Raw genomic sequence first — 16,654 nt, 5'->3', positions numbered from 1 at the left:
CACCTTGTCGATTTTATTTTTTTGATGTGACTAATAATTGACTTATATACCCTGAAACAATCAAAGTTACTACAGTACTTGCAACTACTAAAAGGAATATAATACTTCCCTTACTGAAAAGAAAAGACCCGTATTCCATGAGCCCTGTTGTCGAAGGGATTAAAAATAACGGTAAAAATACGATTAACTTTTCCGAACCTAACTCAAACCATTTTAACGGTAAAACGCGAGTGGAAAGGAGCAGGAACAGTATTAACATCCCTATTAAATTCCCCGGTATTGATAGATGGAATATTTCCTGAATCCACGTACCCACTAGGCTAAATACATATAGCACGCCTACTTGAAGTAAAAGCGTCACGTACTTCATTTCTTTCCCTCATTTCACTATCACACATCCATATTATGAAATCTCATTTAGCGTGTCGGCAAACCGTTTAATTCCAAGTTGAATTTGTTCTATATTCGCTCTACCAAACGTAAATCGTATATATTCATTTTTCGAACCTAAAACACTGCCCGGAACAAATGCGACACCATTCCGTATAGATTCACCTAATAAGTGATATTCATCAAACTTTCCTGTTACTTTACACCATACATGTATTCCACCCTCTGGCACGAAACATTCAACTCGTTCTCCCAATGTTCCTTCAAGCTCTGCAATTAATTCATCTCTTCTTTGCTTCAATTGTCCACGAAGTATCGTAATATGTGTATGGAAATCCTTTGATTCTAAAAATTGATTTGCTACCCACTGCGTAAATACACTATGGCCAAAATCAACTTGTTGCTTTGCATCTGCTAAACGCTCAATTACGCGTGTAGGACCAATTACCCATCCAATACGTAATCCTGATGCAACAATTTTTGATAGTGAACTTATATAAAGAACATTTCCATTTTGGTCCATTGATTTTAATGTTGGGTTCACTTCTCCATTAAAAGAAATTAAACTATACGGATCATCTTCTACAATTGGTATACCGAACTCAGAAGACAGTTCTAAAATTTTTTTACGTCTCGCTAATGAAAGCACAGTACCCGTCGGATTCTGATAATCTGGATTCAAAAACACCATACGAATGCGATGCTTTTTGTGCAAATCGATTAAGTCATCTGGATTCATTCCATGCTCATCAACAGGTAAATGAAATATGTTTAAACCGGCCGATTTAAACATTGGAAGCGAAAAACAATACGAAGGATCTTCAATCGCGATCGCATCGCCAGGTTTTAATAAACATTGAACGATAAGATTAAGCGCCTGTTGTGCTCCTGACGTAATAAGAATAGAGCTTGAATCTGCTTCAATTTGTTTATATTGCTGAACATGTGCTGCAATTGTTTTTCTCAACATCTCATTTCCAAGTGGATGGTCATAACCGAGGTTTTCCATAAATGTTTTCTCCGACAAAATTGTTCGAAATCTATCACTTGGAATTAATTCTGGTGACAGTTCACCACTTGCTAAATTAATTAAATCATCTTTTTGTGTTTCCGTTCGAATTTGTTGAACGAGTGGTACGTTAGGTAAGAACGATCCATCCTCCACGTATCTACCCCAGTTCGGTATTCGTTTATGTGAGACACCCCATATGTCTGTATTGACCCGTGTTCCGCTTCCCTTTTGCCGTTCTACTACTCCAAGTGATTTTAATTCTTCATACGCAGCTACTATTGTACTCCGGTTCACCTGTAATTCCTTTGCTAACATACGCTCAGAAGGTAACTTACTATCAGAAGGAAATTCGCCTGAAGAAATGCCTCTTTCAATATAATCTGCAATTTGTTTATATACAGGTGTCTTATCTGCACGATTTGGTTTCCATTCCATATAGTTCCCTCCTTTCAAAACGAACTATCCTCATTTTTTACTAACAGTATTCACCGTAAAAATAGTATTAATTAGTCACATTTTCTTATCCGTAAATGGATATATCCAAAATGGTTCTCTTTCTGATTACTCAATAGCTTCTGAAATTCCAACTTCATACTCTCATTTCAGTTCTTTTACAAACTATTAAATCATTACCGCATACCATGTTACCCCAACTAGTAGAACAAAAAGAAGAAGAATATAGATTGCAGATAAGTTTTTCACATTTCTTTTTGTAGACTTACCGTAATTCTCCTCCACGTTTCTTGCAACTAGTACAGTCCCAAATAGCGATACAATTACAATAATAACGACTAGTGAAATTGCAAAACTCATTGTCTTTTCACCTCTCTAAGACCCATCTATTTTAATTAAAGAACTTACATAAAAACCTTCCTCTTTAAAACGTTGATAACATACTACCTTTCTTCTCTTATCATAATAGATGTTTGCAAAAAGCGGACCAACCACTTTCGCGTTTTTTTGCTCATCCACTTAAAAAATAAAAAGCAACTGATCACTTAGGACCAGTTGCTTTTTTCACACAATAATTTTTCATTTAAAATTAATTCGATTTAAAAGTTTCGCCTTTTCATAATGAAACATCGACTGAGATAACTCAAAAATTGTTCCATTTACAAGATACACTGTATTTTCAATAAGAAGCGCCGGATCACCTTCATTTAATTCTAAAAGCTGTGCATTTTCTTTATTTACTTTTTCACAACTAATAACTTTATCAGCAAAACCAATATTTAATCGTAAATCTTCAATGAAATAACTGTATACAGAGCTTAATGCTATTTCTTCGTTCAAATATGGAATAATATCCTTTTTGAAATAACTTACTTCAATAGAGAATGGTTTAGCATCTACAATTCTTAAGCGCTTCAAAAAATACAACCTAGTTCCAGCTTCGCATTGCATCTGCTTTGCTATCTCTTCGTCCGCATCTATTACTTCAAGCTCTAACACTTTCGTTTCAATATTTTGTGAAACAAGATTTTTCGTTAATCCACGTAAACTTCCTAAATTAATGTAATCTGTTACAGAAGTTTCGCGTAAAAACATGCCACTACCTTGCACTTGAAAAATATAACCTCTATTCACAAGCTGACTAATTACTTTACGTATCGTATTACGGCTTACTTCAAATCGATTCATCAACGCTTCTTCTGTAGGTAGTTTTTTCGTTTCATTAAAAAGCCCATCTCGAATGTTTTGCTCTAACACATCTGCAATTTGTTTATACTTTGCACTCATACACTTTCTCCTAAAATACTCTTTTATCTGTTATAACTCTTCCCCTCTCGTTTCGATCACACGTTTATACCAATGAAACGAAAGTTTCTTCTTACGTTTTAAGTTATCATTATGATCGACAAAAATAAAGCCATATTGCTTTTTATATCCATTTAACCAACTTAAAAGATCAATCACTGACCATGCATAATAACCTTTTAAGTTAATTCCCTCTTCAATTGCACGCTTCATTACTTTTAAATGCGCTTCAATAAATTTAATTCTCGGAACATCTACAATTTCTCCGTCAATGATCGGATCTTCATCACCAAGTCCATTTTCCGTTACATACATCTTTATGTCACCGTAACGCGTTTTCAACATATGCAATCCCTCTAAGAAACCTTCGGGAGATATTTCCCATCCCCATTTTGTATATGTTTTATCATCCATTTTAACTGTTCGATAAAAACCATCAAAAGAAGAGTTACCTGGAGCAAGCGTTGAGTTTTCTCGAGAATGTTCCTCACTCTTTATATCCATATCATATCTTTCTACTCGTATTGGTTGATAATAATTCAAGCCAATAAAATCATTTTCTTCTGCATTTTGTTTAATGATTTCTAATTCTTCAACCGTCCAATTAGGAGTCCATCCTTTTTCCTTTAATTGTTGTACAACATAAGACGGATACTCGCCTTTTAAAATTGGATCATAATACCAATACGTTTCATATTCATTCGCATGATTTGCTGCTTGTATATTTTCTTTTTGATCATCCACACTATAAGCTGGTAAGAAAACATGTGTAATCCCAATTTCACCATATTGTTTCAGCTGCTTGTACACCGCAACTGTTTTCGCGTGTGCATAAAATACATAATGAGTAGCTTGAAAATACTTTGGAACATCATTTTGTATTCCTGGTGGATGTGCACCTTTTAAATAACCTAATCCACAAAACATTACGGTCTCATTAAAAGTAATCCAATGCTTAACTCTGTCACCAAATGCCTTAAAACAAGTTTCTGCATATTTTACGAAAGCCTCTGCTGTTCTTTTATTCGTCCATCCACCATCTTTTTCTAACGGTAATGGTAAATCCCAATGATATAAAGTGACAAACGGCACAATCCCGTATTTTAAACATTCATCAATTAAGTTGTTATAAAATTCAATCCCTTTTTCATTTACCTTTCCATCTCCAGTCGGCAATATTCTCGCCCAAGAAATAGAAAAACGATACGATTCTAATCCCATCTCAGCCATTAAGCGAACATCTTCCTTATATCGATGATAATGATCAACAGCTACATCACCATTTGTTCCATTGTATGTTTTGCCAGGAATTTTTGAAAACTCGTCCCAATTCGTAACACCTTTTCCATCTTCATTCCATGCACCTTCTACTTGATAAGAAGCTGAAGCAGCTCCGAATAAAAAATCATGTGGAAACTTCATAGTATATACCTCCATTTCATTACAACAAATCAAATTCAATCATACATATAAAATTTATAGGTACAAATTTTATATGTATGATTATATCTTATGTTTTTATTTTTTTCTATTATAAAAGTACAATTTATATTGTTGGTTATTGGAAAAGAAAAAGAAGCGATATATTTTATCGCTTCTTACTCTCATCATCTTTATTCTTTTATTAATGACTTATTCGCTCTTATAACTTCTTGATACAATAATGGTGACCACTTTTCATTTATGTAGTCTTGAATTACCCAGCCCACTCTCAAAGGATTCTTTTGTTTTATATAGTTTGCAATTTCAGGATTTATATAAGAGGCATAGTAATATGGACTATTCCATGCTGTACCACCAGAAGACAAGCTTGTAAAATTAATATATAGATGATTTAAATCCTCGCTATTGTTCATCGTTTCATCCATCGTATCTTTAATAGATTTTACTTTCTCATCATAGCTCACTTTATATTTATCTTGTACTGTTACATTTGCATTTTGGTTTACAGTTGTGGTAAACGTCTCATTATCTGGCCAATAAAAATTATTATATCCTCCAGGTTCATTACTACCACTATATCTTTTTAGTAGTACAATTTTCCCACGAGCATCTCCAAGCTTTATATTTCCTTCTGTTTTTAAAAAGATAGGATCAACAAAATATTTTTTTTCAAACGTGCTACTAAATGAATCTTCTGCCCCTTTCATATCCTCATACTCTTTTTTTAAAGACATAATAATTGTTTCACTCGGGTTATCTTTTAAAAATTGTTTCGCTTCATTTATGAATTCATGCAGTGTTACGTAAAGATATAATGGCCCATGATGAAGAACTATCGTATTATCATCTGTTAAACGTCCTCTTATATCAAAAATGCGAGCTCCATGGTCCATTTGATAGCGAAAATCATATTCTTGCGTCATTCCCCATACTTGCTTAATCGGATTTTGCAACTTGAACGTCCCACTATCGTGTGTTCCTGGAATTGAAATTCGTGCTAACGGGATATTATCAGGTATAGGTTGCATCCATTTTGACAAATTTTCAAGCTCATTAACAGAGCTAGCTGCAACTACTCTCTTATCATGTAAAGCAAATACAAATGTGATAAATATTGTACTACATATGAATAATTTCAAAATTAACTTCTTATTGCTCATTATTATCCCTCTCTCTTTCTGTTTTTATATCAAACTTATTGAATATAATATAAGCTAGCTCAGAAAAAATAAATAACATTTCATCAATATGAAATATTGCATAGAAGTAAAGTTAAAAAATCATTCACATATACTAAATTAGAAAAATTTAAAGGAACTTCATCTGAAGTTCCTTTTACTTATTTTATGTTCAATACGTATGAACCATTTTTATTCTCATATTTATAGACGTATAAATAATATTTACCTGGCTTTGCATTATAAGTTCCTTTAACTACATTGCCTTCATTTTCACCATATGCTACATAGTTATTTAAATCTGATTCATGATGAAGTACCCATGTCATTCCAATATTTTGTTCATTTAGTAGAGAAATATTAATATTTTCCGGCGAATCAATTTGGAAAGTAAATACATCTACTCTATCACTATTATGTAGCGTTCCTTTCACCGGTGTATGAAAGTTAACTTTATTTGCCTGTCTAGGCTCATTATTTGGTTCATTTTCTGTTACTTGTAATTCATTCCCACCGTTTGGTTTTCTTTGTTCATAGCCTAAGTTTGCTAGTATAGACTTCAAATCTGGTAAAACACCAATTTTATCTGCATATGGATCTTTAGATTTTGTTCCTGTGCTCTGGTTACTTAATATTGCTCTTAGTTCACTTGGTCTATATGGTTGTCCTAAATTTTCTTTAGCAATGCTTTGTACTAAAGTCGCTGCCCCAGCAATAATTGGCGAAGCACTAGATGTTCCGCTAAAGCTTGAAGTATAAAGATTTACAGCACTTCTACTTTGCTCGGCTGTAGTTGTATCTACATTTTCTCCCCATCCGTACACATCAATACGGCTTCCATAATTCGAAAACCACATACGTTCATGAGGGAAAGATGAAGAGCCAGCTCCTACCATAATTGCACCCGAATCTTTAAAATCTTTACTATTACGATTTAAGACTTGCTTACCTTTTCTATCTTTGAACTGGTCTAAATCATTCCACCCATTTGCTCCGGCCTCTATAATTACAATCCCTTTATCTGTACCAGCACGAATTGCATCAAAGATATCTGGTTGTACTTCAACAGGTAAATATTTATCACCATATCCATCGAAAGATGCTTGTGCCTCTAACAATAAAACATCCCCAGCTTCTAACTGATTTACAGCGCTTAATATTGCATCAGCCGTATTATACTGTCCATTATCTCTTATTTGAGAGATAACCTTTGCTTTCGCTTTTGGCGCAATCCCAATATTCCCAACTTCATTGTCCTCAGAGGATACAATTCCTAGTACAGACGTCCCATGACCGACATGCTGATCTATATTTCTTCCAGACATTAACTCAATTTTTTGATGTAATAAATCCTCATGATTTAATAACCATCCGTATTCCATATCAACAAAAGTGATACCATTTCCATTACCGCCTTGAATTCCCCAGGCGAAAGGCGCATTAATACCGTATGGGGCCGCTTCAAGATAACCTTGTTTTTTAAATCTAGGATTGTTACTAGGATTAAGAGCTACACTTGATGATTGCACTTCAGGTGGCATTATTTTCTCTTGTTTCTTCATATACGCATCTTCTATTAAAGAAGATGCCTTTAACTTATCTACTATTTCTTCTTCATACCCACTATTTTGATTTTGAAGAATATAGTAGTTTAATAAACTTGTAGATACATGATTAGGTGCTTTCACTTCAAGGTTTTGTATTTGTTCCGGGCTTACAGATGTGAATAAACGAGTAAATGTTGCATCTGGATATTCTGTCAAAAGATCTTTTATTACTTTATCATTCGTTTGAGATTGTATTTGTTTTTCAATACCATCTTCATATGGCAAATCCAAATCCGCTTTAAATTTCACAATAATTTGCTTATCTGTTTCTTGTTCTATCCCTGATTTAATCTGCTGTTCTATAGAATCAGCATGTACACTATTGATAGTACCTCCTGTTCCTAAAAGTGTTGTAATGATTACAGTTGACGCACACATTTTTTGAAATATTTTCATTACATTAATCCTCCTATTAATAATTAATCATTATATTAATCTATAATGATTTTATTTCTATAACGTATTCCCTTTCTACTAAATAGATTATAGTAATCAGAAATATGAACTTCAATGTATTTTCATATGCAATATTTCATATTCGGACTCTACACTACACGAATATGAAACTTATAGTGATTATTTATTTTATATGTGCTAATATACTTACATTAATATATTACGCATATATACATTCAAACTACATTACTTAATAGTTTCACCTTAATTTTTTGTTAGGAGGATTTACAATGAAATTACTAAAACTAAAACATATAATCCCTTTATCTGCAGCTGCAATTACATTCGTATGTAGTCAAAGCACAGCTGAAGCTTCTACCATTCATACAGTAAAAAAGAACGATACACTTTGGGGCATTAGTAAACAATACGGAGTTTCAATACAATCCATTAAACAGGCTAATAATAAAGGAAACGATCAAACCTTTATTGGCGAACAGTTACATATTCCAGGGTCCGTGAAATCAAATGAAATCACTGTTCCTCAAAACGCCAAGCCTGCGAACATTTCTGGACAAATTATTTATCAAGTACAACCGGGAGATTCATTAGAAACGATAGCAAGGCGTTACAATGTCACTGTCCAATCTATAAAACAAATTAACAATACAGTCGGAAACAAGCTTTATACAGGACAACATTTAAAAATCAACTCAAGCATTTCACAAAAAGAAAAAGACTTAATGGCACGCTTAGTTACCGCTGAAGCAGGTGGCGAATCCTATAAAGGAAAAGTAGCAGTAGCGAAAGTTATACTAAATCGTGTAAATGCAAAAGGTTTTCCAAATACAATAACAGGCGTTATTTATGAACCTATTAAATACGGATATGCATTTACTCCTGTTACAGATGGAAGAATTAATCAGCCTGCAAGCGCAGAAGCAAAAATGGCTGTAGAAGAGGCTATCTCCACAAATGGAGTACATTCTGACTGGCTTTATTTCTACAATCCAAAAACATCAACAGACAAGTGGATTACGACACGTCAGACAGTAGCAGTAATTGGTAATCATGTGTTTGCTAAATAAGATTTAAAATCATTAACAGACCTCTTCACTTAAAAGGTCTGTTTTTTTCTATGTAAGATGTTATTAATCATATGACATAGTTATTTTTTAAACTATTTCTTCTTTCAAATAAAAATTTTTGTATTTACTCCGCCACTCGTAGAAATTAATAAAGCATCAAGTTCAAAAACTCCCACTTTATTAATAAAAGCTATTTCTTAACTTCATAAAATTGTTATACACTAGAAAAATAAAAAACAAACTATTCGTTAGCAGGTGGAAGAATATGTATGATGTTACAATTATCGGCGCTGGAGTAAGTAGCATTTTTATGGCTTATTCACTAGCTAAAAGTAACAAAAAAGTTTTAATTCTTGATAAAGGTAAAGCGCTAGAAGATCGCCATTGTCCTTTAGACGAAGGAAAAGTGTGTAATTGTACTACATGTGATAAATATTTCGGGTTTGGTGGTTTAGGAAAATCTGAAGGGAAATTTAATTATACAAACGGATTTGGCGGAGAACTTGAGAAAAAAGTCGGTAAAGAGGGTTTTATACAACTCATGGCTGAAGTAGATGAAATTCTATGTCAGTTTGGTGGAAGTTCGGTTTCAAAATATTCTACTGAAAATTCAAGTCTCACTAAGAGAGCTGAAGCGTGTGGTTTACAAATGCTAACAACAGAAGTAAGACATCTTGGTACTACACTTTCCAGTAACATTTTTCAGCAGCTCTATGAATTTTTACTGACGAAAATAAAGATCCAATTTCATATAGATGTACAACATATTCTGAAACAGGAAGATCATTTTATAATAGAGACAAATCAAGGAACAGTTCAAACTAAGCAACTTGTATTTGCAACTGGGCGCTCTGGGGCCGATTGGTTAAAAGAAATATGCAGTTCCCTAAATATTTCTCAGGAGCAAACACGTGTAGATTTAGGAATTAGAGTAGAAATGAAAGAACATCAATTACGTTCTATATTAAAAGATACTTTTGAAACAAAACTTTCTTATCAAGGTGAGCATTTCACAGCAACTACTTACTGTATGAATCCACAAGGCCGCATCATTCGAAAGTACGAAGAAGGTTTAGTTATGCCTGACGGTCAAAATTTTCGGGAACAAGGAACTGGCACTTCTAACTTAAATTTCACTTTATTTATTCCTCGCTATTTTCCAACTCTCAAAGAAGCAAATGCATACGCAAGTTCAATTATTGAAGGCATTAACCAAGGACGAGATCGGATTGTTATACAGCGCTTAGAGGACTTACTAAAGAAACAACCTACGGTGGAAAACAGCATGGAGCATAATCGTATACAGCCTACACTACAGGGGGATTATGGAGATTTGAATCAAGAAATTCCTCAATTATATATTGAAGGGCTAAAAGAATTTTTATTACGCTTAGAACAATTTATACAGGAGCCTATCGATCAACATACTTTACTATATGGAATTGATGGAAAGTTCTATGCTCCTACGATAAAAATTAATAATCATTTTGAAACTAGTATACATGGGCTATTTTTAATTGGAGATTGTTCAGGCGTTACGCATTCATTATCTCAAGCAGCTGCAAGTGGTCTGTATGTTGGAAAGTACTTATCTGACATTTAATTTCTATCATTAAAATATCAGTCAAATATTTTCAATTTCAAAACACTTTACTTATATATAGTAAAAGTATATTAATAAGACCTCTATCCTTCCCTGCTAATGATTAACCGACAAAAAATCGGGATTTTACAAAATACATATGTAATATAACTGTATATTTAAAACGATTGGCATTCAATTCTAATAAATTGAATGTCAACAGTTTTAAAAGTCTCTATCCATTTTCACTTTTATTTGTTCGATATTTTGTAACATCATCATAGTGTTTAATATGGTAGGATGTCTATAAGTCAATTTCACTACAACTATGACTTTTTCTGCCTGTTTCTCAAAAAAGAGTTATATTTATGCTACTACGCTTTAAAAATCCCCATTGTATATATATGAATACTTCAAATTATTCCCTTTAGAAAACAAAGTCTAAATGGTTCATTACAGTCTAATAGTTATAAAAACATAATATATAACTTTAGTTAAATAAATTATATAAAGAAGGTGTAAAAATGAAGAACAAAATAAATTTACAAATGCAAAATATAAGTTTTGTTATAATAATGGCTTTAGCAGTATGGTTAAAAACATATCTTATTACGCGATTCAGTTTTGATTTAAAAATCGAGTCTTCAACGCAAGAGCTCATTTTGTTTATTAGCCCTCTAGCCGCATCATTAGCATTTGTTGGATTAGCATTATTTGCAACTGGTGAAAAGCGAAATTATATAGCGCTCTGTATTAATTTCTTATTAACAATCGTGCTTGTTGGAAATGTAATGTTCTATGATTTTTATAGTGATTTCGTTACATTACCAGTACTTGGACAAACCTCAAACTTTGGCCAATTAGGCGGCAGTATTATAGAAATATTAAACTACAAAATTATACTCGCATTCGTAGACATTGTTTTCTTCTTTATTTTATTAAAAAAGAAATCATTGGTCTTTAAAACAGAACGTGTAACTCATTCTACGCGCTTGTTATACTTTCTTTTAACGATTGGTGTATTCTTTGCGAATCTACATCTTGCAGAAAAAGAGCGCCCTGAATTATTAACAAGATCATTCGACCGAGTCATGCTTGTCAAAAATTTAGGCTTATATACTCACCAAGTATATGACTTAACACTGCAAGTAAAAGCTGGGTCACAAAAAGCACTTGCTGATAGTAGTAAATTACAAGAAACTGAAAACTACGTAAAAGCAAATCAAAGCGAGCCAAACCCTAATATGTTTGGTGCAGCGAAAGGAAAAAACGTAATTGTCGTCACTCTTGAATCCTTGCAGACCTTCTTAATAGGCGCATCAGTGAACGGGCAAGAAGTTACACCATTCCTAAATGAATTCATAAATGAAAGTTATTACTTTGATAACTTTTTCCATCAAACTGGTCAAGGGAAAACATCCGATTCAGAATTTCTAATCGATACGTCGTTGTATCCATTAAATCGAGGAGCTGTATTCTTCACACACGGTAACAATGATTATACTGCAACTCCAGAAATTTTACGTCAACAAGGTTATTTCACTTCTGTATTTCACGCGAATAACGCAACATTTTGGAATCGTAATATTATGTACTCCGCTCTTGGTTATGACCGTTACTATAATGAACTTGATTACAAAATCACACCAGAAACAAATTTAAATTGGGGATTAAAAGATATCGAATACTTTGATCAATCAGTAGATATATTAAAAACTGTTAATCAACCATTCTATGCTCGTTTCCTTACTTTAACAAACCATTATCCATTTACGTATGATGAAGATACAAAATTCATTGAACCATACAACTCTGGTAATGGCATATTTGATCGTTACATCGTAACAGCACGTTACTTAGACGAATCCATTAAAAAATTTATTGAACGTCTAAAGGCCGAGGGGCTTTACGATAATTCTATTATTGTGTTATACGGTGATCATTATGGAATTTCCGAAAAACATAATCGTGCAATGGCACAGTTTTTAGAAAAAGATCAAATAACAGAATTTGATACTTTAAATTTACAACGTACACCTTTATATATTCATATTCCTGGACAAACAGAAGGTCAAACTATTTCAAAGCCTACGGGACAAATCGATATGAAACCTACGATTCTAAATTTATTAGGTGTTGATTCTACGAATGATATCCGTTTTGGCCATGATATGTTTTCAGATGAATATACTGGCTTTGTTGTTTTACGTGATGGTAGCTTCGTTACAGATAAGTATGCATACAAAAACAACACTTTCTACGACCGTATAACAGGTGAAATTGTAGATTTACCAAAAAAAGAAGCTCAAGCCCTCATTAAACGTGCACAAAATGAATTACGAATGTCTGACAAAATTATTGAAGGCGATTTATTACGTTTCTCAGAAAGCAATAAAATTAAAACTGGCGAAGTACAAACTAAAATTAAAGAAACAGAAAAATAATCTATATGAAAAAGGAGCAACTTATTACAGTTGCTCCCTTTTACTTTTATTCTACGCTTGTTTCTAAAGCTACATCTGTATAGGTATTATCATCACCTATATTTAAAATTACTTCACATTGACGCAATCTCAATTCAAAGAGCATGATAGAATCATGATAAACTTCAGGATTTGATTTCATTTTATGTAACATCTCTTGTTTTTCTTGTATTTCTAATTGCGTATTTTCTACAGCTTGCTTTAAGGAGTTAAATGGATTCCTAAAGAATATATGAATATCCCTCTCTTGTGTATTTTCAAACAGCTCAAATTGCAAGAAAAATTTCTTCATAATAGAAGCCGTTACTTCAGTATAATCTTCATTTTCTACATACTGTTTATATTTGTTATATAGCATAGATTTATTTTTAGGAAGAACTCCAAATAATTTACCGGCACTTTTTAGTAAAAATTGTGCTGGCGTAAATCGACGTAAAATATTTACTTCATCCATTTGTATTCTAGTCGTCATCCTGTCAGTATCTCTGCGCCAGTCATCAAGCACTTTAAAGTCACATTCTAACTGTATTTTATTTTCTCCAAATAGTGAATTAAGCCCTTCACTAAGTTCTTCTAAATACGTTTGACTTTGAAGAAGCTCATTATTAGAAGTTGCAATCCAATTTTGCATAGAAAGAGCAAGATTAGGTAATACAGTTTGTTCTAAATATTTATGCACTCTTTCATTCATTGCTTTATTTAGTTCCGTATCCATGTGCCCGAAATCACTTTCTTCACTAATTAAATTAGAACAGCTCTTTAATATCTTCGGAATATTTTCGGTAAGATCATTTGTAATTTCAGTCTTCATTGAACGATATGATTGTGTAATGAAATGAATTTTTTCCCTTTCAAATGCAGTAAGGTTATTAATGCTACCGTTTAGTTTCACTAGCATATCTTCATTCCAATTAATAGCATCCACCAGGTTATTTTCTTTCTCAACACGTTTATCCAAAAGATATGTAATTGTTTTTCGAATGAAAAATAATAACTTTTCAGTACGTTCTGCATCGATATTTTTATGATTAAAGTTAAAATGAATAAACTCGATTAAACCATTTAATTGTTGACTACTTGTATATAACGAGGAATAAGGGAAAATTCTCGCATACGGGAAATATGTATTTATTCTCGTTGCCGTATCATGTAATACCCTTTTCACTTCTGCTTCACTGTAAATGTTATCGATTTTATTTAATAAGAAATGAATTTGTAAATTTGGCGTATGTTCTTGAATACTTAATAGAATGTCACGTTCTTTATCAGTAAAAGGTGAATCCGCATTCAATACGAACAGTAATTCGTCTACAGAATTTAAATATTCGAATATCTCATCTCTAGTGTCGTTATTTCTATTAAAGCCAGGTGTCACTACAAATGTAAGTTTATTTTCATTTAAAAATCTGCATGGTAATTTAAATTCAACACACGCTCTATCTCTATATGTTTGATGGTGCTGAGACATCATATTATGGTAATCAGTGATATCTTCCGTTGTTGTAATTGCTGAGTCTGTTATAGCGTTTATTTCTATATGAGCATCATTTTTTAAAACTACTACATTTGAAATTGATTTTTCTAATATATTTTCTCCTAATATAGAGTTAATAAATGTAGTTTTTCCGTTCCCTGAAGTTCCCGTTACTAAAATACGATTTGTTCTTAAATCTGCGAGCTCGTCAACTAACCATTTAAATCGGTGACCTATTTCTATATTCTGCTTTTGTGCCCACTGTGTAATAGATTCAAAAAGGTGTAAGCTGTACTCTAAGCCATTTACATGATTAATAGAATGTGACAGTAAGTTTTCCGCATGTTCTATATTTGCTGAATCTATTTTGGAAGGGAAAATCTCATCCCATGCCAATACAGCTGCAGATGGAAATACAGCATAAGATGGATTGACTACCTTTAACCAGTTTGCTAACAGATTTGGTATGATATCGTTTAATTGTCTAAGCGTATATTGACCTTGAATTAATGTAAAGTACGTTTCTTCGTAAAGAGCAGAAACTTTGTTCCATATATCGGACGAATGTATTTCAATATGTAAGAAAAATTCATTTATTGTATTAAGCCATAATAAATAATTTGGTTCATCTTTATAACTGTTCCAAAGTGATGAAACCATTTGTGTAAATTGTACTTGATCTACATTATTTAATGTAGCTAATGCATCATAAAAATAGTCTGGTGAAATATGTTTAGTAAACCCTTTATCGATATATCCTTTTAACACCTCAAACCACGGATACGACTCTATTCGAATTAACTCATTCACAGCAAGCTCTACTGCACTATCAAAATCTTGCTGTTCCTCATAAAAGGAACGGGCAATTTTTGTGACGTTCGGATAATCAGGATTTAAAGAAACTGCTTCTTTAATAACACCGAAAGCTGAATCAAAATTATTTTGCTCAATGTAAAGAGAAAGTAATTGTAATCTAATTTCGGTCATCAATATTTTATTATCAGTAGTAATGGAAGTATAAATATTTTCAGCATATGGTAATTGATTAAGTTCGAAATAAGCATCCGCAATATTTTTTTGTGCCCATGGTGCTAATTCATTACTAACCTTCTCCCATTTAAAAATAGCTGCTTCAAAATCTTGATGACGATAATAAAATTCACCTTGTGCAAAACGAATATAAGACCCATCAGAAATCTCATTTCGTTCTTCGTTTACATAAGCTTGTCCAAGTACGTCAAGAATTGACTTTGTTTCATTCTCCATTAGGAATGTTTCATAATACATCTTTTTTATTAATTGTTTTTCTAATCTCATCTTTTCCCCCACTATATCTTGAAAATACATTTTTAAGATATGTCAATGCTTTTTGTATGTATGCTTTTTATCTTAACAAAGAATATCTTTTGGAAAATTTCATTTTCCTTTCATTTTTCAAGTTAGATTGAATTTTTATGAGAAAAGTTTCAGTTTTTTTTCAATTCCCTTTCAGTTATGAAACAGCATTAAATGTTCCTAATAACCTAATAACACTATAATATTCCACATTATATTATCAGGAAAATTCCATATAAACCATATTATAAAAACAATCTATAATGAATTTATATGCACAATTCACTGTGCTGTCAAACAAAAAAACAACAATAGGAGCCAACATCTATTCATACCATTTCTTTCTCAAATTGTTTTCCTTTAAAATGTTTCAGTAGTTATGTAATTAAATTCCATTAACCTATATAAATAACTAGTCCAAAAAATATCTATATGCATATCATGTTATAGTAAAGAATTTAGGAGATCCTAAAAGGAGGCATTTTCATGTTTGAAGATAAATCTAAAATAAATTACCCATATGAATTTACTGAAACTACAACAGTTCCTCTAAAGAACCCCATTGACAAAAAATTCAAGAACGGCACAGGTACACATAACTTCCCAATTAAGAAGCACTATAAAGAGCAAGTTCTATACACTGAAAAAATTAATAATAATAAAAATAAGTAATTGTATAGATCCTTATGACAATTGGCTAAATAAGAAGCAACATTTGGCCATGCATAGTTATTTAGTTAGTAATGATACAATTCATGCACCTTTTAAAAAGTGCTGTATACAGCGCTTTTTTATACATAGATAAATTTAAGTTAACGCAACCAAGAAATACACTACAAAATTACTCCACCATATTCTCGTTTACAATTAAATCTACATATTAAAAGGGAGCAACAGTAAATGTTGCT

The 16,654-nt window shown here is 32.4% G+C and carries 12 protein-coding genes; 4 read left to right on the top strand and 8 right to left on the bottom strand.

The window, feature by feature from the left end:
• Nucleotides 1-13: 13 nt before the first annotated feature.
• The 7 genes from B9A45_RS10635 to B9A45_RS10605 form a co-directional block, all read right to left on the bottom strand.
• The gene (locus B9A45_RS10635) at nucleotides 14-370 is read right to left on the bottom strand and encodes a CidA/LrgA family holin-like protein (RefSeq protein WP_000878485.1); all 357 of its coding nucleotides are present in this window, start codon (nucleotides 368-370) and stop codon (nucleotides 14-16) included.
• Between the two features lie 33 nt (nucleotides 371-403).
• Nucleotides 404-1,837 (bottom strand): MocR-like pyridoxine biosynthesis transcription factor PdxR, encoded by a 1,434-nt coding sequence (locus tag B9A45_RS10630; RefSeq protein ID WP_000454966.1) that lies wholly within the window; start codon nucleotides 1,835-1,837, stop codon nucleotides 404-406.
• 186 nt (nucleotides 1,838-2,023) lie between these two features.
• Nucleotides 2,024-2,215 (bottom strand): hypothetical protein, encoded by a 192-nt coding sequence (locus B9A45_RS10625; RefSeq protein ID WP_000006459.1) that lies wholly within the window; start codon nucleotides 2,213-2,215, stop codon nucleotides 2,024-2,026.
• A gap of 219 nt (nucleotides 2,216-2,434) precedes the next feature.
• Entirely contained in the window at nucleotides 2,435-3,142 is a 708-nt protein-coding gene (locus B9A45_RS10620) for a GntR family transcriptional regulator (protein ID WP_001274909.1), read from the bottom strand.
• Nucleotides 3,143-3,172: 30 nt separating this feature from the next.
• A complete protein-coding gene (locus B9A45_RS10615; protein ID WP_084064022.1) occupies nucleotides 3,173-4,582 on the bottom strand; it encodes a glycoside hydrolase family 1 protein in 1,410 nt (469 codons plus the stop codon).
• A 191-nt stretch (nucleotides 4,583-4,773) separates the two neighbouring features.
• Nucleotides 4,774-5,763 carry a phosphatidylinositol diacylglycerol-lyase gene (plcA, locus tag B9A45_RS10610; protein ID WP_000066292.1) on the bottom strand — a complete coding sequence of 330 codons (990 nt, stop codon included), beginning with the start codon at nucleotides 5,761-5,763 and terminating at the stop codon, nucleotides 4,774-4,776.
• 179 nt (nucleotides 5,764-5,942) lie between these two features.
• Nucleotides 5,943-7,784 carry a S8 family peptidase gene (locus tag B9A45_RS10605; RefSeq protein WP_084064021.1) on the bottom strand — a complete coding sequence of 614 codons (1,842 nt, stop codon included), beginning with the start codon at nucleotides 7,782-7,784 and terminating at the stop codon, nucleotides 5,943-5,945.
• Nucleotides 7,785-8,074: 290 nt separating this feature from the next.
• Between B9A45_RS10605 and B9A45_RS10600 the strand changes: the two genes are divergently transcribed.
• The 3 genes from B9A45_RS10600 (at nucleotide 8,075) to B9A45_RS10585 (ending at nucleotide 12,898) form a co-directional block, all read left to right on the top strand.
• A complete protein-coding gene (locus tag B9A45_RS10600; RefSeq protein WP_000771174.1) occupies nucleotides 8,075-8,872 on the top strand; it encodes a cell wall hydrolase in 798 nt (265 codons plus the stop codon).
• A gap of 265 nt (nucleotides 8,873-9,137) precedes the next feature.
• Nucleotides 9,138-10,475: an NAD(P)/FAD-dependent oxidoreductase gene (locus B9A45_RS10595; RefSeq protein ID WP_084064020.1), complete on the top strand. Its 1,338-nt coding sequence runs from the start codon at nucleotides 9,138-9,140 to the stop codon at nucleotides 10,473-10,475.
• 503 nt (nucleotides 10,476-10,978) lie between these two features.
• Entirely contained in the window at nucleotides 10,979-12,898 is a 1,920-nt protein-coding gene (locus B9A45_RS10585) for an LTA synthase family protein (RefSeq protein ID WP_084064019.1), read from the top strand.
• Nucleotides 12,899-12,944: 46 nt separating this feature from the next.
• Here the strand turns inward: B9A45_RS10585 and B9A45_RS10580 are convergent, their stop codons facing one another.
• Nucleotides 12,945-15,728, bottom strand: coding sequence for a dynamin family protein (locus tag B9A45_RS10580; RefSeq protein ID WP_084064018.1), 2,784 nt, complete (start codon nucleotides 15,726-15,728; stop codon nucleotides 12,945-12,947).
• A gap of 504 nt (nucleotides 15,729-16,232) precedes the next feature.
• Here B9A45_RS10580 and B9A45_RS10575 point away from each other — a divergent pair.
• Nucleotides 16,233-16,418, top strand: a complete 186-nt coding sequence (locus tag B9A45_RS10575; protein WP_000461138.1) for a hypothetical protein — start codon at nucleotides 16,233-16,235, stop codon at nucleotides 16,416-16,418.
• Nucleotides 16,419-16,654: the final 236 nt, after the last annotated feature.

Origin of the sequence: Bacillus sp. JKS001846, from assembly GCF_900176455.1 — a bacterium.
Lineage (GTDB): Bacteria > Bacillota > Bacilli > Bacillales > Bacillaceae_G > Bacillus_A > Bacillus_A cereus.
Note: the sequence above shows the minus strand (reverse complement) of the source record. Positions and strands in the feature narration are given on the sequence as shown.